Source organism: Epilithonimonas hispanica, from assembly GCF_003385395.1.
In the GTDB taxonomy this organism is placed as follows: Bacteria; Bacteroidota; Bacteroidia; order Flavobacteriales; family Weeksellaceae; genus Epilithonimonas; species Epilithonimonas hispanica.
Map to the genome: position 1 here is coordinate 43491 of NZ_QNUG01000012.1, position 20926 is coordinate 64416.

The 20926-nt window shown below is 33.6% G+C and carries 26 protein-coding genes; 4 read left to right on the forward strand and 22 right to left on the reverse strand.

The genetic code is table 11. The features are described from left to right. Nucleotides 1-4: 4 nt before the first annotated feature. The 4 genes from DRF58_RS07285 to DRF58_RS07300 all read left to right on the forward strand — a co-directional run bounded on the left by DRF58_RS07285 (nt 5) and on the right by DRF58_RS07300 (nt 4690). The gene (locus tag DRF58_RS07285) at nt 5-259 is read left to right on the forward strand and encodes an acyl carrier protein (protein ID WP_116034323.1); all 255 of its coding nucleotides are present in this window, start codon (nt 5-7) and stop codon (nt 257-259) included. Between the two features lie 54 nt (nt 260-313). Next, nucleotides 314-1198: an LpxL/LpxP family acyltransferase gene (locus tag DRF58_RS07290; RefSeq protein ID WP_116034237.1), complete on the forward strand. Its 885-nt coding sequence runs from the start codon at nt 314-316 to the stop codon at nt 1196-1198. Nucleotides 1199-1505: 307 nt separating this feature from the next. Continuing rightward, nucleotides 1506-3032, forward strand: coding sequence for a phytoene desaturase family protein (locus DRF58_RS07295; RefSeq protein ID WP_116034239.1), 1527 nt, complete (start codon nt 1506-1508; stop codon nt 3030-3032). Further along, nucleotides 3032-4690: a C45 family autoproteolytic acyltransferase/hydolase gene (locus DRF58_RS07300; RefSeq protein ID WP_116034240.1), complete on the forward strand. Its 1659-nt coding sequence runs from the start codon at nt 3032-3034 to the stop codon at nt 4688-4690. The genes DRF58_RS07295 and DRF58_RS07300 overlap by 1 nt, the downstream gene beginning before the upstream one ends. Here the strand turns inward: DRF58_RS07300 and DRF58_RS07305 are convergent. From DRF58_RS07305 to DRF58_RS07410, 22 genes are all read right to left on the reverse strand, one after another. After that, on the reverse strand, nt 4687-5859 hold the full coding sequence (locus DRF58_RS07305; RefSeq protein WP_116034242.1) for a DUF2062 domain-containing protein: 1173 nt from the start codon (nt 5857-5859) through the stop codon (nt 4687-4689). The two genes, DRF58_RS07300 and DRF58_RS07305, sit on opposite strands and share 4 nt — an antisense overlap. Continuing rightward, complete coding sequence (locus tag DRF58_RS07310) at nt 5859-6344, reverse strand: hypothetical protein (RefSeq protein WP_116034243.1); 486 nt, start codon at nt 6342-6344, stop codon at nt 5859-5861. The genes DRF58_RS07305 and DRF58_RS07310 overlap by 1 nt, the downstream gene beginning before the upstream one ends. A 2-nt stretch (nt 6345-6346) precedes the next feature. After that, the gene (locus tag DRF58_RS07315; protein WP_116034325.1) at nt 6347-6718 is read right to left on the reverse strand and encodes a 3-hydroxyacyl-ACP dehydratase; all 372 of its coding nucleotides are present in this window, start codon (nt 6716-6718) and stop codon (nt 6347-6349) included. A gap of 2 nt (nt 6719-6720) precedes the next feature. Next, a complete protein-coding gene (locus DRF58_RS07320) occupies nt 6721-7356 on the reverse strand; it encodes a hypothetical protein (RefSeq protein ID WP_116034244.1) in 636 nt (211 codons plus the stop codon). Continuing rightward, nucleotides 7322-7948: a LolA family protein gene (locus tag DRF58_RS07325; RefSeq protein WP_116034246.1), complete on the reverse strand. Its 627-nt coding sequence runs from the start codon at nt 7946-7948 to the stop codon at nt 7322-7324. The genes DRF58_RS07320 and DRF58_RS07325 overlap by 35 nt, the downstream gene beginning before the upstream one ends. Before the next feature lie 174 nt (nt 7949-8122). Continuing rightward, entirely contained in the window at nt 8123-8857 is a 735-nt protein-coding gene (locus tag DRF58_RS07330) for a polysaccharide deacetylase family protein (RefSeq protein WP_116034247.1), read from the reverse strand. 239 nt (nt 8858-9096) lie between these two features. Then, nucleotides 9097-10158: a beta-ketoacyl synthase N-terminal-like domain-containing protein gene (locus DRF58_RS07335; RefSeq protein ID WP_116034326.1), complete on the reverse strand. Its 1062-nt coding sequence runs from the start codon at nt 10156-10158 to the stop codon at nt 9097-9099. Then, a complete protein-coding gene (locus tag DRF58_RS07340; RefSeq protein ID WP_116034249.1) occupies nt 10155-11354 on the reverse strand; it encodes a beta-ketoacyl-[acyl-carrier-protein] synthase family protein in 1200 nt (399 codons plus the stop codon). Before DRF58_RS07340 ends, DRF58_RS07335 begins: the two co-directional genes overlap by 4 nt. Nucleotides 11355-11357: 3 nt before the next feature. Continuing rightward, on the reverse strand, nt 11358-11615 hold the full coding sequence (locus DRF58_RS07345; RefSeq protein WP_116034250.1) for a phosphopantetheine-binding protein: 258 nt from the start codon (nt 11613-11615) through the stop codon (nt 11358-11360). Nucleotides 11616-11674: 59 nt separating this feature from the next. Next, nucleotides 11675-12214, reverse strand: a complete 540-nt coding sequence (locus DRF58_RS07350) for a 3-oxoacyl-ACP synthase (RefSeq protein WP_116034252.1) — start codon at nt 12212-12214, stop codon at nt 11675-11677. 9 nt (nt 12215-12223) lie between these two features. Then, nucleotides 12224-12511, reverse strand: coding sequence for a type II toxin-antitoxin system RelE/ParE family toxin (locus DRF58_RS07355; RefSeq protein WP_116034254.1), 288 nt, complete (start codon nt 12509-12511; stop codon nt 12224-12226). Further along, a complete protein-coding gene (locus DRF58_RS07360) occupies nt 12501-12743 on the reverse strand; it encodes an addiction module family protein (RefSeq protein WP_116034256.1) in 243 nt (80 codons plus the stop codon). Before DRF58_RS07360 ends, DRF58_RS07355 begins: the two co-directional genes overlap by 11 nt. A 40-nt stretch (nt 12744-12783) precedes the next feature. After that, complete coding sequence (locus DRF58_RS07365; protein WP_116034257.1) at nt 12784-13917, reverse strand: beta-ketoacyl synthase N-terminal-like domain-containing protein; 1134 nt, start codon at nt 13915-13917, stop codon at nt 12784-12786. Further along, the gene (locus DRF58_RS07370) at nt 13917-14336 is read right to left on the reverse strand and encodes an acyl-CoA thioesterase (RefSeq protein ID WP_116034258.1); all 420 of its coding nucleotides are present in this window, start codon (nt 14334-14336) and stop codon (nt 13917-13919) included. Before DRF58_RS07370 ends, DRF58_RS07365 begins: the two co-directional genes overlap by 1 nt. Further along, nucleotides 14326-15591, reverse strand: a complete 1266-nt coding sequence (locus DRF58_RS07375; RefSeq protein WP_116034260.1) for an ABC transporter permease — start codon at nt 15589-15591, stop codon at nt 14326-14328. Before DRF58_RS07375 ends, DRF58_RS07370 begins: the two co-directional genes overlap by 11 nt. Beyond that, nucleotides 15581-16333, reverse strand: coding sequence for an ABC transporter ATP-binding protein (locus tag DRF58_RS07380; RefSeq protein ID WP_116034262.1), 753 nt, complete (start codon nt 16331-16333; stop codon nt 15581-15583). The genes DRF58_RS07375 and DRF58_RS07380 overlap by 11 nt, the downstream gene beginning before the upstream one ends. Beyond that, the gene (locus DRF58_RS07385; RefSeq protein ID WP_116034263.1) at nt 16299-17330 is read right to left on the reverse strand and encodes a BtrH N-terminal domain-containing protein; all 1032 of its coding nucleotides are present in this window, start codon (nt 17328-17330) and stop codon (nt 16299-16301) included. The genes DRF58_RS07380 and DRF58_RS07385 overlap by 35 nt, the downstream gene beginning before the upstream one ends. A gap of 2 nt (nt 17331-17332) precedes the next feature. Further along, the gene (locus DRF58_RS07390) at nt 17333-17737 is read right to left on the reverse strand and encodes a hypothetical protein (protein ID WP_116034265.1); all 405 of its coding nucleotides are present in this window, start codon (nt 17735-17737) and stop codon (nt 17333-17335) included. Between the two features lie 92 nt (nt 17738-17829). Continuing rightward, on the reverse strand, nt 17830-18270 hold the full coding sequence (locus DRF58_RS07395) for an ABC transporter permease (RefSeq protein ID WP_116034266.1): 441 nt from the start codon (nt 18268-18270) through the stop codon (nt 17830-17832). A gap of 137 nt (nt 18271-18407) precedes the next feature. Beyond that, nucleotides 18408-18839 (reverse strand): hypothetical protein, encoded by a 432-nt coding sequence (locus DRF58_RS07400; RefSeq protein ID WP_116034268.1) that lies wholly within the window; start codon nt 18837-18839, stop codon nt 18408-18410. Further along, the gene (locus DRF58_RS07405; protein ID WP_116034270.1) at nt 18839-19978 is read right to left on the reverse strand and encodes a beta-ketoacyl-ACP synthase III; all 1140 of its coding nucleotides are present in this window, start codon (nt 19976-19978) and stop codon (nt 18839-18841) included. The genes DRF58_RS07400 and DRF58_RS07405 overlap by 1 nt, the downstream gene beginning before the upstream one ends. Before the next feature lie 2 nt (nt 19979-19980). Then, nucleotides 19981-20895: a hypothetical protein gene (locus DRF58_RS07410; RefSeq protein ID WP_116034271.1), complete on the reverse strand. Its 915-nt coding sequence runs from the start codon at nt 20893-20895 to the stop codon at nt 19981-19983. Nucleotides 20896-20926 lie beyond the last annotated feature (31 nt).

Here is a 20926-nt window from a genome sequence, read left to right on the forward strand (position 1 = left end):
CACTATGGAAAGAGAAAAAATTGTTACGGTTGTTAATGATTTTCTTGTCAATGAGTTTGAAGTCGATCGCGATGATATCGTTAACGATGCCAATTTTAAGGAAACACTGGGCTTAGACAGTCTGGACTATATCGATATGGTCGTTGTGATTGAGTCTAATTTCGGTGTGAAATTAGGCGAAGCCGACTTCAAAAAAGTTGTTACTTTCGATGATTTTTATGATACAATAGAAACCAAAATTTCTGAAAAAGTAGCATAATTAATAAATTCAACGATATACCAATATTTCGGATCAATTGGTAAACATCATTATATGAACAAGTGGAAAGGTAAATCCAAAGGAACGATACTCGGTTACAGGATTTTCGTTTGGAGCATCAAGAATCTTGGCGTCCGCAGTTCATATTTTGTACTGTATTTTGTAGCAACTTATTACTTCTTGTTTCTTAAGAAGAGCAACCAATACATCTCTTACTATTTCACAAAAAGATTAGGTTATAGTTTCTGGAAATCGAAGCTGTCTGTTTTCAAAAGCTACTTTGTTTTCGGGAAAGTTTTGATTGATAAAACGGCCATTTCAGTAGGTTTACGAAACCGATTTACTTATGAATTTGACGGAATAGAAAATCTCAAAAACCTTCTTAACGAAAAAAAGGGAGGCGTTTTGATTAGTGCACATATCGGTAATTTTGAGATTGCAGAGCACTTTTTTGCAGATATCGATTTTGATGCACAGATTAATTTAGTTACTACAGATCAGGAAGTAACCATCATAAAAGAATACTTGGATAGCGTTGCAATTAAAAAAAGCAATATCAAATTCATCTATGTCAAAGACGATATGTCGCACATTTTCGACATCAATCAGGCTTTGTCAAACAACGAATTGATTTGTTTCACGGGCGATCGCTATTTCGAAGGGTCCAAATTTCTTGAAGCAGAATTGCTAGGTAAAACTGCCAAATTTCCCGCCGGACCATTTCTCATTGCATCCAGACTGGGTGTTCCCGTTGTTTATGTTTATGTGATGAAGGAAAAAAATCTTCATTATCACTTGTACGCAAGATTAGCTCAGAACATCAAAAACCGCGATTCTCAGGGCTTACTCAATTCCTACGTTCAAAATCTGGAAACGATGCTCAAAAAATATCCACTTCAGTGGTTCAATTACTTTGACTTTTGGGACGATATTGATTAATTATTCGGATTAACCACAAAAGATACAAAAGCTTTTGTCACTAAATTTTATTAAATAATATCTCATTTCTAAAGTTCAAAAAATTTGAAAATTATTGATTTAAGTACAACTAATCAATTCTTATTCTTTGCTTAGCTATGCGCCTTTGCAAACCTTAAAAATGTTTTCAATAATTTCAAAAAAATCTTTGCAGACTTTGCGTTTAAAATATATTGTTAATTATTTTAATGTGTTTAATAAACAGTTTTAAGCTTAAATTTTAATAAACTTTTGTATCTTTTGTGGTTGAAATTATTTTTTAAACTCATTGGAAAAAGAATACGACATATTGGTTATCGGAAGCGGTTTAGGAGGTCTTGTTTCGGCGCTTATTTTGGCGAAAGAAGGTCTGAAAGTTTGCGTATTGGAAAAAAATAATCAATATGGTGGTAATCTGCAGACTTTTTCCAGAGACAAACTTATTTTTGATACCGGTGTTCATTATTTAGGTGGCTTGTCAGAAGGTCAAAATCTCAATCAATATTTCACGTACCTCGGAATAATGAACGGTTTGAATCTGAAAAAACTGGACGAAAATGGCTTTGATAAAATCACTTTCGATAATGATGATTTAGAGTATCCACATTCTCAAGATTATGACAATTTCGTGGAGCAACTTTCCAAATTTTTCCCTGAAGAAAAAGAAAATATTATCAAGTATTGTGATGGAATTCAGGAGGTTTGCGCTCAGTTTTCACGTTACAGCCTTTACAGAAAAGAAAAGTATAGTGACGAGATTCTCTATACCAATGCCAAAGATTTTATAGATTCTGTCACTTCAAACGAAAAGTTGAGAGCTGTTTTGGCAGGTTCTAATTTTCTATATGCAGGAGTTGGCGAGAAAACGCCTTTGTATGTTCACGCTCTTACTGTCAATTCTTATATCGAAAGTGCTTTCAAATGCATTAATGGCGGAAGTCAGATCACAAAATTATTAATCAGAGAACTCAGAAAACATGGTGCTGAAGTTTATAAACATTCTGAAGTTTGCCAATTTATTTATAACGAAGAAAATCATCTGAAAGCTGTTGAAACCAAATGTGGGAAACAATTCTTCGCAAAACGGTTTATTTCTAATATCGATATCCGAAGAACAGTTGAACTAATAGGAGAAGATAAGCTGAAAAAATCTTACCTCAATCGTGTCAATGATTTGGAACCGGTTGTATCTTGTTTTTCAGTTTATATCAAATTGAAAGAAAACTCATTACCTTATTTCAATTGCAACTTTTATAATTATTCTTCCATAGAAAAAGTCTGGAATGCCAGTTCTCCATCAGCTGAAAATTGGCCGGAATGGTATATGCTTTCCGCCACACAATCCAAGCATAATCCAGATTTTGCCGAAAGTCTTACTGCTCTTGCTTATATGAATTTTGATGAGGTTAAAGAATGGGAAAAAACACAAAATACCGTTGCTGAAAGCGAAGATAGAGGTAAAGCATACGAAGAATTTAAAAGTGAAAAAGCTAAAATTCTGATTCAGAAAATGGCTGAAAAGCATCCTTATATTTTAGATTCGATAGAAGAGATTTATACTTCAAGTCCATTATCATATCGTGATTATATCGGCTGTTACGAAGGCGGAATCTACGGTTATGTAAAAGATTCTCACAATCCGTTGAAAACCGTTTTCTCTGCCAAAACAAAAATTCCGAATCTTCTATTGACAGGTCAAACCGTTAATATGCACGGTATTTTGGGAGTAACGATTGGCGCATTTGTCACTTGTTCGGAGATTTTGGGAAAAGAATTGATTGACGATAGATTAATGACAGTTATAAATAAGGATTGATGAAAAAAGTTTTATTTTATCTTTTATTAATTCTAAGTCTTACTTCTTGTGGGATTTCCAAATCGATTCATCACGTTCCGGAAGTCGGTCAATATTCGCTTGAAATTCCGAAGGTTAACAAAATCAATGATTCGACATTTATTTTTAATCAAAATTATTTAACGAAAAATGAACAGCAACTTTGGGAGCTTTATATCAAAGGCAATCCTTTGCAGTTAGGTTACAATAATGGTGCATTGACACAAGATCTGATGCAGAAACAGGAGGCGATTTTCTTTTCCAAGGTTGAAGATTTTGTTCCGTCAAAATTCAAACAAAAATTATTACGAAGTTTCTTAAAATGGTATAATCGTAAAATGTATCTGAATGTCCGTGACGATTTTCAGGCAGAATTGTATGGATTATCTCAATATTCATCGGATAAATATAATTTTATTGCGCCTAAGTTTTTGAGAAGTATGTATCTGCACGGCGCTCACGATATCGGTCACGCGATGCAGGATTTGATGATGGTTGGCTGTTCGTCTTTGGCTGTTTGGAATGAAAATACGGAAGATGGCGATTTGTTGATTGGGCGAAATTTTGATTTTTATGTCGGCGATGATTTTGCTAAAAATAAACTCATCGAATTTGTAGAAACGGAAAACGGAATTCCTTATATGTCCGTAAGCTGGCCGGGAATGATTGGCGTAGTTTCCGGAATGAATAAAGAAGGCATTACAGTGACAATCAACGCAGGGAAATCTAAAATTCCATTAACTGCAAAAACGCCAATTTCTTTTGTGACAAGAGAAATTCTTCAGTTTGCAAAAAATATTGACGAAGCAATTGCGATTGCCAAAAAACGAAAAGTCTTTGTCTCAGAATCGATTTTGGTTGGAAGTGCGAATGATAAAAATGCAATCATTATAGAAGTTTCTCCAGATAATTTTGGCGTTTATAAAGTTGAAAACTCAAGCAAATTGGTTTGTACAAATCATTTTCAATCCGAAGCTTACAAAAATGATAAACGAAATCAAAAATACATTGTAGCAAGCCATTCGGAATATCGATATGAGAAACTACAGGAACTTTTAGATGAAAATCCAAAACTCAATCCGGAAAAAATGGCTTCGATTCTTCGAGATAAATCTGGCTTGAAAGGAGAGAAGATTGGTTATGGAAATGAGAAAGCGCTTAATCAGCTTTTAGCACATCACGCTGTAATTTTTTCGCCAGAGAAAAAACTGGTTTGGGTTTCCTCAAATCCTTATCAGTTGGGAGAATTTGTCTGTTATGATTTGAATGAAATCTTTTCTGATAAACGTTTGCAAAATGGAAAATTTGCCAAGTCAGAACTGAATATCGCAAAAGATCCTTTTGTCGATTCTCAGGAATTTGAAAATTATGAAGTCTATAAGATGATTAATGTAGAAGTGAATGATGCAATTGAAAATGAAAATGTTTTGCTAAGCGAAGATTCGATTGCTTATTATCAATCTCTGAATCCAGATTTTTGGTGGGTTTATTATCAAGCCGGAAAATATTATTTTAAACAAAAAGAATATTCTAAAGCTAAAGTTGAATTTGAAATGGCATTGACAAAGGAAATCACAACAGTTCCAGATAAAGAAAATGTAGAGAAATACTTGAAGAAAACCTTAAAGAAATTAAATTAAGGTTTGTCCGGATTCACTTTATTCAGGAAAAAATAAAATCCCAATCCGAAAATTGTGGCAACAGTAGTCGCAAGAATAAAACTCCCAATCACATATTGTAGCAGATTGTTTTTTACCAATTCGAAATCTAAATCGTGATTCAGAAAATCACTTTCTCCACTCACAAACGGTGCTCCAATAAACAATGAACCAGCGATAATAAACGGAATAAACGGGGGTAAACTGATATTAGATGCAACAAATGCCAAAACCTTGTTCAGTTTAAAAAGAACAGACAAAGAAATCACCAGCGCAGTCTGAAATCCCCAAAACGGAGAAAGCCCGAAAAAAATTCCTAATGCAATAGAAAAAGCTTTGTTGCAATTGCTTCCGTCGCTTTCCAGAACATCTTCTTTTATAAATTTTCTAAGACTTTTTTTTTTGAAATTCCTGATGAAGTTTCTAGGGATTATATAAATTAAAGTAATGAAAACCAATATTGTATTCAGGATGCTGATTCTCGTAAAATCTTTGAATGGTCGAAAATGGGAAACTCTTTCTGCAGGGTCATACAAAACTTTTACAGGAACATTCTTAACCGGAATGTGTCTCCACGCAGTTCTTACGATGATTTCAATTTCAAATTCAAATTTTGGCGTGAAATATTTTTTCGGAATTTTATTTAATGGATAAAGTCTGTAACCGGATTGTGTATCTTCCAATTTGATTCCGGTCTCAAACCAAAACCAGAAGTTAGAAAAATTGTTCCCGAAACTACTTTTTCTTGGGATTCCATCTTGTGACATATTTCGATTTCCAATCAGAAGAACATCTTCTTTTTTTTCTAACAAAGCTTCCACAAAAACTGGAATATCGTCAGGATAATGTTGCCCATCAGAATCAATGGTGATGGCAAAATCAAAACCTAATTCTTTTGCTTTCCTGAAACCTATTTTAAGTGCATTTCCTTTTCCTTTGTTTTCAGATAAACTAAAGATTGAAATTTGAGAATAACTGCTAAGAATCTGATTGGTAGAATCAGTTGAACCATCGTTGACCACAATAATACTTTCGGTATAATCTAATACGCCGTCAATCACTCTTTTCAGAGTTTTTTCGTTGTTGTAAGTAGGAATTAAAATGCAGATTTTCTTTTCAGAAATGGCGTTTTGAACTTCTTGGATGGTCATTATTTTAAAGTCGCTTTTTCTGCAGTGGTCATTGTTTTGGATTGTGCAACAAATTTCTTGATGTAACTTTTCAATGCAGAATTTTGCTTACGGTAATTGCTGAGGATGAATTCTTTATCTTCTTTAAGATTCTTATTGTAACCTACAATTTTTGGAATATTTTCCTGAACACTTAATCTTATTAATCTAAGTTCTGTATTGTTCGGATTACTTTTTATTAGGCTTTCCAGATTGCTTGCTCCAGATTTTACGAGTGCTTTTCTTTTACCGTCTGTTGTTACCTTTGCTTCCAAAACTTTTGCTGCAGCTTTGTAGCCAGAGATTACAGGGTCAGAAGATTTTTTTTTGTCAGCAATTTCTATGAAGTTTTTAGCATTTTCTTTGGACTGATTGGCAACTGCGTAACTGTCTCTCAAAGCTTCCAAATCAGAAGTTTGAAAGAACATAACGAAAGCTGCAAATAGAAGAGATAACATCAGTTTCATAACTATATTTTTTTATAGGTAACTGATAATTTCAATGCAATAGTTTCGCCAAAAGTGGTCGTGTTTTTTACTTTTATTTCGTCTTCGTTCTCGTTGATGTCTAATTCTAAAACCAAATCCGGTGTTTCGATTGGATTAATGATGGCCATAAACTTCACATTAGAAGCCGATTTTAGGAAGAGTTTAGACTTGGTAAATTCTTCCGTCAAATCTTTCACAATCTGCATCATACAAACACCTGGAGTCACTGGATTTCCAGGGAAATGGCCATTGAAAATTTGATGGTTTTTGTTTAAAGTAATATTAGCCTTAAAACCTTTTTCAGTTTTTTCGTGAGCGGTAACAGCGTAAAAATCATTAAGAATGCTCTGCATAATCATTCGGTATCCGTGATTTGAAAGAGTTTTATATTGATTTTAAAATCTTTGTGCTGTAAATCAATACTATCTGCGAAGATATGTTTTTTCGCATCAAAAGTAAAATCGATTTTTTCTCTGTTGTTCTTCGTGTAAACCACTTTTTTCAATAGAGAATTGTCTTTGTTGTAAAACAAATAATAAGATTGATTATTGATTTTGGAAAGATAAATTTTAGAATTGTCGTCTTCAAAACTTTCTGTGACAGGATATTCTCTTTTCAGAAGTCTTTGAAAATCATTCTTTAAGAAATTAATGACTATTTTTTTATCCAAATCAGGAAGAACATAATTGAGTTTGAAATCATTATCAGAAAGCTCAAAATCAATCAGTTTGTTTCCAAAATCGGAAGTCATTGCGACACGATGAGTGGTTTGATTAATTTTTTTTATGATTAAAATCCCGCTAACGTGATTGTTATAAATATCCATTTGACATTTATAAACATAATCTTCGTTCGACGAAAAATAGAGATTTTCAACCGTTGTTTTAGAATTAGAAATCGATTTTACGTCTGTTAATTCGTAGGTTTTGCACGAAACAAATAGCAAAAAAATCAAACTATAAAGAAAACTCGGAAGCAGAAATCGGCGCATTGATTTTTGTGTTTTTGAAAACAATATTCGTTGTATCTCCCGAAGCTTCCGTCATATTAACCTGAGAAACAGTTGATTCGTTTTTAGAGAATTGCAATTCGATTTGCTTAATGTATTTCAATAATTGAGAGGATTTTGGGAGAAATGTAGCAATGTTATAATTACTATTTTTAGAATATCTGACTACAAACTCTGGGTCGTTGAACATATGTCCATTAGAGCTTCTGACAATCAGTTTGTTGATTTTTTCAAAGGTTTTGCTTTTTGCATCAACAGAGGATTTTTTTCCCTGGTCGTTGATGTAGATTTTGTTGTCCTTGAAAACAATGCTGTATTGATAAGGCTTTGTGTATTTCCAACTCAGTGAATTTGGGGATTTTAAAGACATTTTTCCGTAAGTCACAATGCTTTTGTCCAGAAAATCCAATTTTTTGGTTTGAGTAAAATCTGCCTGCAAAGTTTTGATTTCTTTGGTTTCAGAAGAAACTTTTGTCACAAACGCTTTTGCTTCTGCAGAAGACATCGCAGAATTTTGTGCAAAAACGAAGCTTGAAATTAATAAAAATGCGCCTAAAGCAATATTCTTAATCATTATTTTTACTTTTTAGTTTTAACCACAAAAGTCACAAAAGTTTTTACATCTTCTTAAGCTAATATTCTTTATTTAAAGAGCATAAAAGATTTTAAAATCTCCTATTTTGTTAACTTTTACAATCGAAGATTTAAACTTTAATAATAAAATTGAATCTTTTGTAACTTTTGTGGTTTAAAAATCATCCATCGTGAAAGTCGAATACTTTTCACGCTCCAAAAATAACAATAATTCGACCAAAACGTTGTAGGTTTTCTCCGAAGTGTCGTGGAGTAGAATAATACTTCCTTTGTTGAGATTTTTCGTGATTCTGTTATAGATTTTCTTTTCGTCGTCAATTACTGTATCAAGCGAACGTACATTCCAGCCAATGCTTTTTTTCTGAGTTTTTTTGATGGCTTTTGCAATATTCGGATTGGTGACTCCGAAAGGTGGACGATAAAAATTAGTTTTAATATTCCCGATTTTAGAAATTACTTCATCACATTTTTCAATTTCCTCAATCATTTTTGAGCTTGATAAAAATCCGGTGTTATTCGAATGAGAATAAGTGTGATTTCCAATTGTGTGACCTTCAGCAATGATTCTTTGAAAGGTTTCAGGATATTTTTCAATCTGTTTTCCGATGCAAAAAAATGTTACTTTGGTATTTTTTTCTTTCAATAAATCTAAAAACTCAGGAGTTAATTCAGTCGGACCATCATCAAAAGTCAATGCAACTTCCTTGATTTTTGTTCTTTTATGCGTAATACTGTTGACAAAATATCCTAATTCAATATCAAAAGAACCCCAAACAACAACCGCAGAAAACAGCAAGAAACAAAACAGATACACCCAAAAAGTCCCGTGAAACGTATAAATAAAAGCATTGCAGAAAAGATAAAATAGGATAAATGGGTAATGTTTCATCTGAATTTTTGGTTTAAAATATTCCGTTTCTTAAAGAGCTTAAACGGTTTTTTTGTCATTCCGTAGGAATCTTGGCTTTATTTTAATATTGTTTAGATTCCACGCTTCAGTTCGTTTAGCTCTGAATGACAAAGACTCTATTTTTCCTTTGCTGAGTGAAACGCCTTTGCGAACGAAAAAATATTTTCAAACTTTAAATAAAATCCTTGCGCTCTTTGCGTTAAAAATAATTCAACAAATTAAGCTTTTCCTAACAAAACCAAACTATGATCATTTCCACCCAAATGATTATAAAGTAAAATATTTTTCACTTCCTCTTTTTTTACAGAATTAATCTTCATCACTTCCGGAATCTCTTGATTTTTCAAAATATGACAAGCCATAAATGTTGAGAAACCACTGGCTGTATTGAATTCTCCACTTAAATGTTTGTAATATAATAATGAAGAGTTTTTAAATAAATCCATTGCGTTCGTATAATAAACATCCGATTTTGCATCTCCACTGAAACCCAAAATCACAGCATCAATTTCATCATTTTTTAAATTATTTTTAGCTAAAAAGTCTTCAACAAATTGTTGGGATTCTGCTAATTCTAATTTATTAATGATTTGAATATCTTTCAGTTGAGCATAAGAGCTTTCCGTTTTTTCTTTTCCTAACACAAAAAAGCTCGAACCTTCACCCCAAATTACACCTTCCGAATTAGAGTTTAAAAAATCAACAGGAAGATTTTTTTCTTCTTTAATGGTATTGTTGAGTTTGTACAATTCCATTGTTCTGTCAGTCTGTTCATCTGTTGAACCTACTAAAACATTTTCCGCTTCGCCATCATTGATTTGAAGTTTCGCATCCAACATCGAAAATTCCAAAGACGAAGACGTATTCACATAAGTGAAATTGTACGAGTGACATTGCAAACCTAAGGCAATCTGTCCAGAAACCGTATTATGAGTAGATTGAATAAAAAATGTAGGAGTCAGAAACTCTTCATTATTATCAATTACATTTTTTAGAAATTTTTCAGAATCCTGAGAACAACCCATTCCTGTTCCTACAATAATCGCATCAGGATTTTCAATTCCAGCTTCTTGTAATGCATATTTTGAAGCTACAGAACTCATTTTTACCGTTTTAGACATTCTTCTGCTTGCTGCAGGTGGAATGAATTCTTTATAATTCGGCTCAATTGCTTTTAAAAGTTGAACTGAATTTTGAGGTTGTAAATTCTCAAAGAAATTTTCATTTAAAGTGTCCTGCGCTGATATGCAGGCTACACTGTTGATGTAAACTGCACTCACGATTTTGAAAAAATTAAAGTTGAACAATTGCCTCCAAAGCCAAATGAATTGGAAAGAACGTGGTTAATATTTTTCTCTTTCAGGTCAGTTACAGGCGTTAAATCAAATTCTTCCATTTTAGTTTTAAAGTTCAGATTCGGAAAAATCAAATTATTTTGAATGGCTAATAATGAATAAACCGCTTCAATTCCCGCCGCCGCAGCCAAAGTATGACCTGTAAACGCTTTCGTAGAACTGAATTCTGGTACTTTATTTTCTCCAAAAATTCTGATCATTGCAATTCCTTCCGACAAATCATTATTAGGAGTTGCCGTTCCGTGAACATTGATGTAATCGATATTTTCTTTTTCTAAACCAGAAACTTTTAAAGCTTTTTCCATCGCCAAATATGCGCCTTGTCCGTTTTCCGAAGAGGCGGTTTGGTGATGTGCATCGTTCGCATTTCCATATCCTGAAAGATAACCCAGAACTTTTTTGTTTTCTTTTTTCACGATTTCATCAGATTCTAAAACAAGAAAGGCCGCGGCTTCTCCCAAATTCAAACCTTTTCTGTCGTTGTCAAAAGGTGTGTTGTAAGAATCTGTAAGAATCATCAAAGTGTTGAAACCGTTCAAAGTGAATTTTGAAAGGGAATCTGTTCCGCCGACAATTACTCTGTCAAGAACGCCGTTTTTAATCAGCTTTGCGCCCATCATAATGGCGTTGGCGGCAGACGAACAAGCCGTACTGATAGTCGAAACCATACCTTTCAAGCCAAGATAATCTGCAATCAATAAAGATGAATTTCCAGCGTCGTGTGAGTCAATATATTTTTGCTTTTCAGAGAAATCTTCGTAAGAATAGAAATATTTTTCGGTAACATCCATTCCACCAACGCTTGTTGAAGAAATGAGTCCTGTTTTATATTCATTAATGTCAGAAATTCCGGCACTTTCTACAGCTTCTTTTGCGGCAACAATTCCTAACAAAGAAGTTCTGGTAGCATTATTATCTTCACTTAATTGAAGTTTTTTTACAAGCTCCTCGTTAGACAATTTTATTTCGCCGGTTTTAATATTTCCAGCGTGACGTGTTTCAAATAAACTGATATCCGAAATGCCGTGTTTGCCGGATTTTAACGACCTCAAATTTTCCTCCACATTGTTTCCAATAGCAGAGATGATGCCCATTCCTGTTATAGCAATTTTTTGACTCATCAATTATTTTGTGCGATTTTCTTCAATGAACTTCGCCATTACTTCGATAGATTGGAAGATTTCTTTTCCCTTTTTCGGGTCAGATAATTTGATTCCGTATTCTTTTTCAAGAAGAACGATTAATTCCAAAGCATCAATAGAATCCAATCCAAGACCACCTCCAAAAAGTGGGTCATTGTCTTTGATGTCTTCTACAGCAACATCTTCCAGGTTAAGAACTTCTACGATTTTGTTTTTTAATTCTAATTTTAAATCTCCCATAAAAATAATTTTAATTCAATAATTCTAATTATTGAACATCGTTGTGTTGTTTAATTTTTCTAGTTATTTAGCAAATATACAAAAGCTTTGTAATTTTCTTTATAAAGTTCTACCCAGCCGCATAATACCTTTTCTGCTTTTCCAGAATTTAAAATCTGTTGTGCGTAATTGTTTAAAAATTCTTCATCCAATTCATCCAAGACGAAAAAAGCATTTTCGGTCTGCATTTTATGTTTAATACTGATTTCACCCACGCAAATGTTAGGCAAAGTATACACGAAAACCGCAGGACTCGGAAAATAATTTTCCTGAGAATTGATGCTTTCTTGATATTTAAAATCGGTGTCTAAACTTGATGATTTGTTTGCAAAAACCAAAGCCGTTTTGCTGTGGTCATCGTTTTTAAGAATCATTTCAGAAGCAAGAAAAGCGAGTTTGCTCAAGTTATCCATTTTATGAAATTTAGGATAATTCAGTTCTAAATTTTTATAAGCTTCTTTCGCAAAGTCTTGAAAATTTTCGGTTTGAGTTTCAAAAATAATTTCGTTGTTGAGAACGATTTTTGAATTTTCTACGGTGCAAATGTCTGTTTTCTTCATTAATCAATTTTAAGGCCTTTTTGTTGGATTTTGGTGAGTGTTGAAAACAGAAAACACCACAATTTCATTCTCTATAACTTCATAGATAATGATGTAAGGAAATTTTTGAATATATGCTTCTCGAAAATTATTACTCTTTAAAGGATAATGTAGCGGATTTTTTGTAATTCTGTCAAAAAAATTTTGAACACATTTTAAAAATTGAAGACCTAAGCCTTTTCTTTTGCTTTGGTAATATTCAATTGCCTCGGATAATTCTTTATGAGCATTTGACTTTAAAATTAATTTATAAGTCATAATCTTTCATCAATCTTTGCTTTACTTCTTCCCAAGTATATGAAGGTGTTTCTCCTCTCAAATGTTTTTCTCTTTCAATTTCCAGTTTTTCATAATACCAATCTGGAACAGCAGGATAGTTTTCTTCCTGTTCCTCAACGTCTATAATTCCGTTGATTATACGCAGGATTCTCTCATCGGCAATATCAATGAACTCGTGAATTCTTTTTCTAATGTCTACAGTAGATTCCATTTCCTAAAACTTTAATCCTATCAAATTTACAAAATTATTTTTAGCATTTCTCCAAAACAATTGCTGCATTACATCCACCAAAACCTGAAGCCGTTTTCAAAATATATTTGATTTCCGCAGGTAGGTTTTCTTTAATAATATTCAAAGATTGAGAAGTTCCCGTTTCTTCGAAGTTTTTTGATGGAATTAATATATTATTCAAAGCAGATTCCATAGAAATAATACTTTCCAATAATCCAGAAGCTCCCAAACAGTGGCCATAATAAGCTTTCAAACTGTTCAAAGGAACATTTTGTAATTCAATCCTATTGAAAGCGATGGCTTCCATTTCGTCGTTGTAAATTGTTGCTGTTCCGTGTGCAGAAATAAAATCAATTTTTTCTGATGAAATCTTGGCTTCCGTCATCGCATTTTTGATGCTTGAAAACAATCCTTCACCAGTTCTTGATGGTCCGGAAATATGGTTTGCATCATTAATTGCTGAATCTCCTAAAATTTTAAAACTAAATTTCTCGTTTTGATTTAACTCTGAAGTGATGTAAACCGCTGCGGTTGCTTCTCCAATATTGATTCCGTCACGGTTTTTGTCGTAAGGTTTGCAGATTTCTGTTCCAATCGCCTGAAAAGAATTAAAACCCGAAATAACAAATTCTGAAATTTCGTCTCCGGCAATCACAAAAGCATCTTTATATTTTCCTGCCTGAATCATATTTTTTGCCACAGCAATCGCCATTACTCCGGAAACACAAGCATTAGAAACAACAATTGGTTTAGTTCTAAATCCGAAAAAATCAGCAATTTTTTGAGCTAAATTAGAAAGGAAAGCACCTTCCGGTAAAGTTTCCTGATTCTTTAATAAACTGATATTTCCTTTTGTTGTCGATAAAATAAAAGCTGTTTCTTCTGAAACTGGATGTTTTTCAATTAAAGGTTTTAGACTCAACAAAAACATTTTTTCCAGCCTTGTGAAATTCTGATTTTCGAAGTGCTTCTGAAACTCATTTTCTAATTCACCGGAATCAATCATTGAAGCGTAAAAAGGCTCTTGATTTTCTATGATTTTATGTAAAGCTACGCCTGATTTTCCTTCCAAAAGAGCATTCCAATTGAATGGAACATCGAAACCTAAAGGCGTGACACAGTTGTAATCTGTAATGTAAATTTCCTTTTTCATTATAATCCCATTTTATCTTTCCAAGCCTGAAAAAATTCAGGATTATATAAGCATAAATTATTATCAGAATCCAAAAAAACCTGAATCGTTTCTCCTGAACAAACTAACTTATTTTCTTCGTTAAAAAGCTCGTATTTATAAATCAGTTTTGCCGAAACAGAATTCACGAAAGTTGTCACAATTTTGAAAGTTTCACCATATTTCAAAGGAAGAAAATGTTCGCAGGTACTTTTCACAATTGGAGTTACAAATCCAGCTTTCTGAATATCAAGATAGGTCAAGCCGTGCTGTCTTCCGAAAGCTTCTCTTCCGTCTTCAAAATAGACGATGTAATGACCATGCCACACAATTCCGAGTGGGTCTGTTTCGTTAAATCTTACGCGTACTTCTTCGGTACAAGTTAAATCTTTAGACTGCATTTTGTTTTCTTTCGTAAAATAATGAAATAGCAATCATCGCTATATAAAATAGAAAAAGGAAAACAAGTTCTTTAGCAATATTTCCAATTCCGCTGTTTCGTAAAATAATATCGTAATAAGCATTCAATCCCCAATTCATTGGAGAAAATGCTGCGATTTTCTGCATAAATTCCGGCATTAAAAATACGGGAACCCAAATTCCTCCAACTGCTGCCAAAACTACAACCGAAGTTGCGCCAAAAGGAGCAGACTGTTCTTGAGTATTGGACATTGTTCCGATTAAAATTCCAAATCCAATCGCTGCTAATCCCGCAAATAAAGTTACTATGATTAAATGAAACATTTTTCCTGTCACATCAAATTGCGGCAGATTCATATAAGGGAAAAGCCAAACGCCAACTGCAACCATCAGCAAAAACTGAATGACACAGATAATTAAATAGGTAAATGTTTTTCCTAAAATATGAATGAAATAAGGTGTTGGACTAATGCGAATTCTTACACTCGTTCCTTGACTTTTTTCTTTAACCAAGTTAATAGACAAAGGCACAACAATAAAGAAAATTGCAAACAATGCCCAAGCCGGAACATTGTGTTGAACCGAATTTGGAATAACATCTAATTTACCATTTTTCGGAATGATTTCTTTGAAACTGATTAAATTTTTATTCTCTTCCAGATTTTCTGTTGTTCCCAGTTGGTCTTGGAAAGCTTTATAGATTTTTTTGTTCTCAATTTCAAAAACCATTTTATTAATGGCATTCATAACTGAGTTTTTAAAACCTAGATTGGTTGCCGGGTCAAAATACAAATGAATGTCTTTGGTTTTCACGGCAGAGATTTTTGCCGAAGCTGAGTCTGCATCTAACCCAAAAGAACTCACAATGGTTTGAACTTTGGAATCAATATTTGAATTTAAATCTTTGGTTAAATTTTCAGGAATGACAATCGCCATCTGATAATCTCCACCGAAAACAGCTTCCTGAGCAGACTTTTCATTATAATCTGTAACCAGTTCAAATGTTTTACTGTCTTTAAGTTCCTGCGTGATGACTTTTGAAACTTCAGACTTATCATTATCAATAAAAATAATCGGAATTTTTGAACCTTCAAGATTTTTGAATGTCGAATCCTGAATCAAAGTAATCGTAATAATCAAAAGCAAAGGCATCAGAAAAATAATGACAATTCCACCAGAATCTCTCTTCAATAACTGAATTTCTTTGATAAAACTTCTCCACAATTTATACAACATCTCTCAATTCTTTTCCGGTTAATGAAATGAAAACATCCTCAAGATTTTCCGCATTAGCAACTCTTTTTACTAATTCTTCCGGCGTTCCTGTTGCGTGGATTTTTCCGTGGTCGATAATGGCGATTTTTGTACAAAATTCCTCAGCTTCAGAAAGATGATGCGATGTATAAATGATACAAGTTCCTTTTTTATTTAAATCTAAAAGATAATCAATAATGGCTTTTTTTGACTGCACGTCAACGCCAACAGTTGGTTCGTCTAAAAACAAAACCTTTGGATTGTGAAGCGTTCCCGCAATAAGATTACATCTACGTTTCATTCCACCAGAAAACTGTTCTATTTTTTTATCTGCAAATTTTGATAAGCCCATTATTTCCAGAGCTTCATCAATTTTTTTGTGAATACTTTTAGGCTTTAATCCATATAAACTTCCGAAGAACAAAAGATTTTCTTTGGCTGTTAAAGTTGGATAAAGTGCATATTCCTGCGGAACAACACCAATAATTTGTTTGATTTTCGAATTGTCTTTTTTAGGAGATAATCCGTTAATGGTAAAACTTCCCGAAGTTGGTTTAATTAAACCAGAAAGCATAGAAATCAATGTTGTTTTTCCGGCTCCGTTGGGTCCGAGAATTCCGTAGATTTCGTTTTTATCAATATTCAACGAAATATCATTTACAGAAAACTCATCGGAGCTTTTGTATTTTTTATAAAGGTTTTTTATTTCGATGATATGTTCCAAAATAAATCGCTTTTCTAAGTTTTTTATAAAAAGCTTCTTCCAAATCTGCAATATGCAACATCGATTTTGAAAGCTGATTGTAAATATCACTTTTCGAATTTCTATTCTTATAAACTCGTGCAATATCCACGGCGAAATCTCGCCAAAGATCACCGATTCTGGTAATTTCTTTGGATAATTCTTTCAGTTCGTCATTTTTTAGAATCACAGATGCTTCTTGTAAAAAAGCACCGTAAATAAATCTAAATCCGCCACCGCCAGTTCCTATTTCTTCCTGCATTCGGATTAATTGTCCAAGATAATGATTGGTCACTTTTGTGCCTTTTTTCTCAGCCCATTTCGGAATACTTTTCGCAACCCAACGCATTGCTTTTACTCCGATTAAAGGAACAGGAGCAAGCATATTTTTGCAAGTATCCTTAATTCCTTTTTTGATAGCTTCTTCAAGGTTTATATTTTCCGGAATATGCGTTGGAAAATACATATGACCTTTCGGCGGAAGTGCACCTTTTGCGTAACGTACTTTTTCTAATTCCGCTTCAGAAAGGGAAGTTGCGAAATCCATTACCGGATCGCTAATTAAAAATCTCCCGTTTTCTTTGCCATAAACCACAAGATTATGAGCGTTGAAATGGAATTTATATTCTTCCGGAAAATAGGTTAAGTTGAAAACTCCAACTTGTAAACCAGTTGGAATATTATTTTCTAAATTTTTTTCTAAAGCCGTCTGCGCCTCTTTTGGATTGGAGAATTTTTGTCTTTTTATTTTAATTCCCAGTCTTTTTGCCGCTTTGCTGAAAATTGCTCCAGGCATCGGACGATAACTGAATCCGGGAGCGAAATTTACTTTTAAGAAAGGTAAATACACGAAAAATAATCCCGAACCGATTCCAAAAATCACTGGTTCGCTGAGTTTTAAACCTCTGTTGAGTAACAAATTGGAGGCGACACCGTTTTCGCAATGTGCGGTCTGATGGTGTTCAAAGTTGATTTGCATATTTATTTACCGTCGAAATTTTTCAGTTCTTCTACCGAAATTCCGAATGCATCGGCATATTTTTTCAAAGTAGAATCGCTTAGTTTTTTGAAAATTTTTGGTTTTGAATGTCGTTTTACGGCCCATTGCCATTTGCCAACATAAGCTGCAAGAACCTGTAAATCCATTTTATTGAACTCCATAAAATAGACGATTGGACTTACGATTCCATCTGCAACGTTTTGTTTAGCTTCTTCGATTCTTTCATAAATGAGTTCCATCGATTCGTCCAACGCTGCTTTTTTGGCTTCCCAGCCAATACTTTGAGCGGTGGTGTAATTGTTGTTTTCATCAGTCACATATAACATTTCGGTCATGTTGGCGGACTGAAGATTGCTTTCGTCTTGTGGAATATCTTGCTTTTTCATCTGGTTGTATTTATTGTTTCTCAAAAGTCAGATGGAACATCCATAATCATAATTTTGTTTTTTGAAAGACATTTTGAGGATGAATGTTTCATTTATTTTACTTCTTGAATAAATAAATTGATTTCTGCTCTGATTAACAATTCATCATTAAGAAAAGTCTCGCAAAAGATGTTGCAGATTTTGTCAAACTGAGAAATCAATGAAGCTTTCGAAATGATAATGTCGTCAACTTTTGGTAAGGCAAAAATTTCTATTTTCTTGATATTAGTTATAAAACCAATGACTTTAGTTTCTACATCAGGATTCTGAAAAAAACTCTGCCCCAAAATCGATGAGCAAGTCTGAGCAAGGTTTTCTATTAATCCAGCTTCAACAAATTCATTATTGAAAACAAAAATATTATCCTTTTCAATCTTAAAAGAAGTGATAACTTTTTCCTGAGTCAGTTCCAGAATGTAATCTGTCATCAGCATTGGTTCGCGATGAGGCAGAAAATTGTGGATGTTGATCAGGTTTTCGTCTTTCAGTTCCATATTTTGATTTAACCACAAAAGTTACAAAAGCTTTTGCTGTTTTTTATTTTTAAAAAGTTCAAAAAAGATAATCTTTTTAAAATGCTCTTTTTTGAACTTAGAATAATTAATTTTTTCTTCTGTGACTTATTTTTTAATTATTTCACTACGGTTTTCATCTGGGATTTTGCAATCACTTTATCATCGATTTTTGTAATGATTTCTACCAGAGTTACACCCATCATTTCATTAATAATAGTCGCTTCAGATTTTAATTGATCTCCAACTTTTGGTAAACTTTCAGCTTCAAAAGATTTGATTGCGCCAATGTAGCCTGTCGGAGATTCTTTTCCCAAAAGAAAATATTTGTAACCTGTATGAAGCGCCACACTTTGAGCTTGATGTTCAATCAAACCGGAAGCTTGAAATATATTTTCATTAACAAAAATATTATCTTCTTTAATGACAAATTCGGAAATCAAATGATTTTCCGAATATTCCAAAAGTCCGCTTACCATCACAAAAGGAAACTTTTGCGGAATCAGACTTTCTATAAAATCTTTGTCAGAGTTTGGTAACTTGATTTCCATTAGCAAACCGTCAATAATGCACAAGAATAAGCGAATCTTCCACTTTCCGGAACACAAAGAAGGATTTTTTCTCCTTTTTTCAGTTTCCCAGAGTTCATTAACTGTTCCACAGCGATGAAGATTGATCCTGCGCCGATGTTTCCAACTTCGGAAAGATTATAGAACCATTTTTCCCAAGGGAAATCCAAGCCCACGTTTGCGAATTCTTGCTTCAAACCGTCTTTGAAATAACCGGAAGAAATGTGCGCTAAAACGTGGTCAACAGATTCTGGGTCCAACTGATGTTTGTCAAAAGATGTTCTCAAACTTTCTGCTCCTTTTACAAGGATATATTTGTCAAGGATTTTGGTGTCTTGTTTCAAAGCGAAAATCGACTGTTTTAACCATTCATCAGAAGGATAATCTGCCCAAGATTTCAGACTTCCGTCTTCCTGTTTTTCACAACCAGAATACATACAAGCTTCGATCTCGTGTGCGTAAGAATAGAAATCAATCCATTCGATTCTCAAAGACGTTTCGTTTTCTCTTGGTTTGTTTTCCAGTAAAAATGCTCCGGCTCCGTCAGAAAGCATCCATCTCAAAAATTCTCTTTTGAAAGCTACGATTGGTCTTTCTTCCAAAAGTTTCAGGTTTTCTGCTTCGTGATCAAATTTATCTGCGGTCATCCAAGAAGAAAATCTCTCAGAACCTACACAAACTGCATTATTTTTAACACCTGCTTTTACAGAAAGGAAACCGTAGTTAAGCGCATTCATTCCGGAATTACAAAGTCCCATAGAAGTGTTGATTTCTACAGATTTGTTAATTCCTAATTCGCCGTGAACCATTGAGGCGTGAGAAGGTTGGATTTGGTCTGCGGAAGTTGTTCCACAAGACAGCAGTTCCATATCTTCTTTTTTGAAATTCTCATCAAAGAGCCCATTAATTGCATTAGCAGTAATCTGAGCATTGGTATGAGTCGGTTGTCCGTTTTTGTCAAGAGCGTAATATCTAGTTTTGATTTGATTGTTTCTCAAAATCAGAGCTCTAGCCTTGGAGGGAGTGTTGTTTACCAAACCAAGATGTGTTTCCATTTCATCATTAGAAACAGGCTCGTTTGGCAAATATGTAGAAGATTTGGTGATATAAACGTTATTCATTTTTATTTTAAATTAATTCCTTGTAAATATTCTCTTTGTTTTTTTCTTTTAAACCATAAAATGGGCGTCATAAGGATATGTGGAACCAAAACTATTGGTGATATAATCCAGATCGCTGCCATCAAATATACCTTAAAGAATTTGATAAGCAAAGGACGTTTTTCTTTTTTCTTGATAATGAGATTGGACCAAACCGTGAAAATTTTATTCCCGACTTTCTCTACTCTTACCAAAAAAGGTCTTATTTCTACCGCTCCGTTTTTTACCAGATCGGGTTGAAGATCCTTAAAGTTATTTTCGCGAAAATGCCATTCAATAATCTTACCATACTTGGTGGAACCTGTAATTTCTTCATCAGAAATTCCGGCTGCAGGTAGAATTCCTGATTTTTCTTTTTGTCCAGTGGTTAGCCAACGCAGAATGGTGAGAACACTGGTGTAATTGTCGTGCCTGTCAACCAAAGCAATATTGCCAACCAATTGAGCTTTCAAATCACGCAGATAGACTTTCAGCTTTTCCTGAGAAAGCATCCACATGTTGCGTGTTCCGGAGATGGTAACAATAGGAGTGTCTTTCAGAATGTTTTCTGCATAACCGCTCTTCAAAAAAGAAATAATCGGGATGGAAGGCGTCAAATACCAAACCTGATATCCGAAAAGAATGAGATCAAATTTTTGATTCAGAACGTCTGCTGGAGGTGGTAGTATTTCACTTGGGATTTGAAGGTAAGATTCTGGAAATGTGTTAAAAAAAACATCACTTGACCACGGAAAAGGAAAATCCTGTTTCAGCTGGATATTATAATAAGTAACACTGTATTCGTCTTTTTTATCTTCGAAAGGTTGAGCTATATTTTTCACAATATCTTTCAGTTGCCCGGTTTGTGAATAATATATGACAAGAATTTTTTTAGGCATTAAAAAAATGGTTTTATACAAAACTATGATT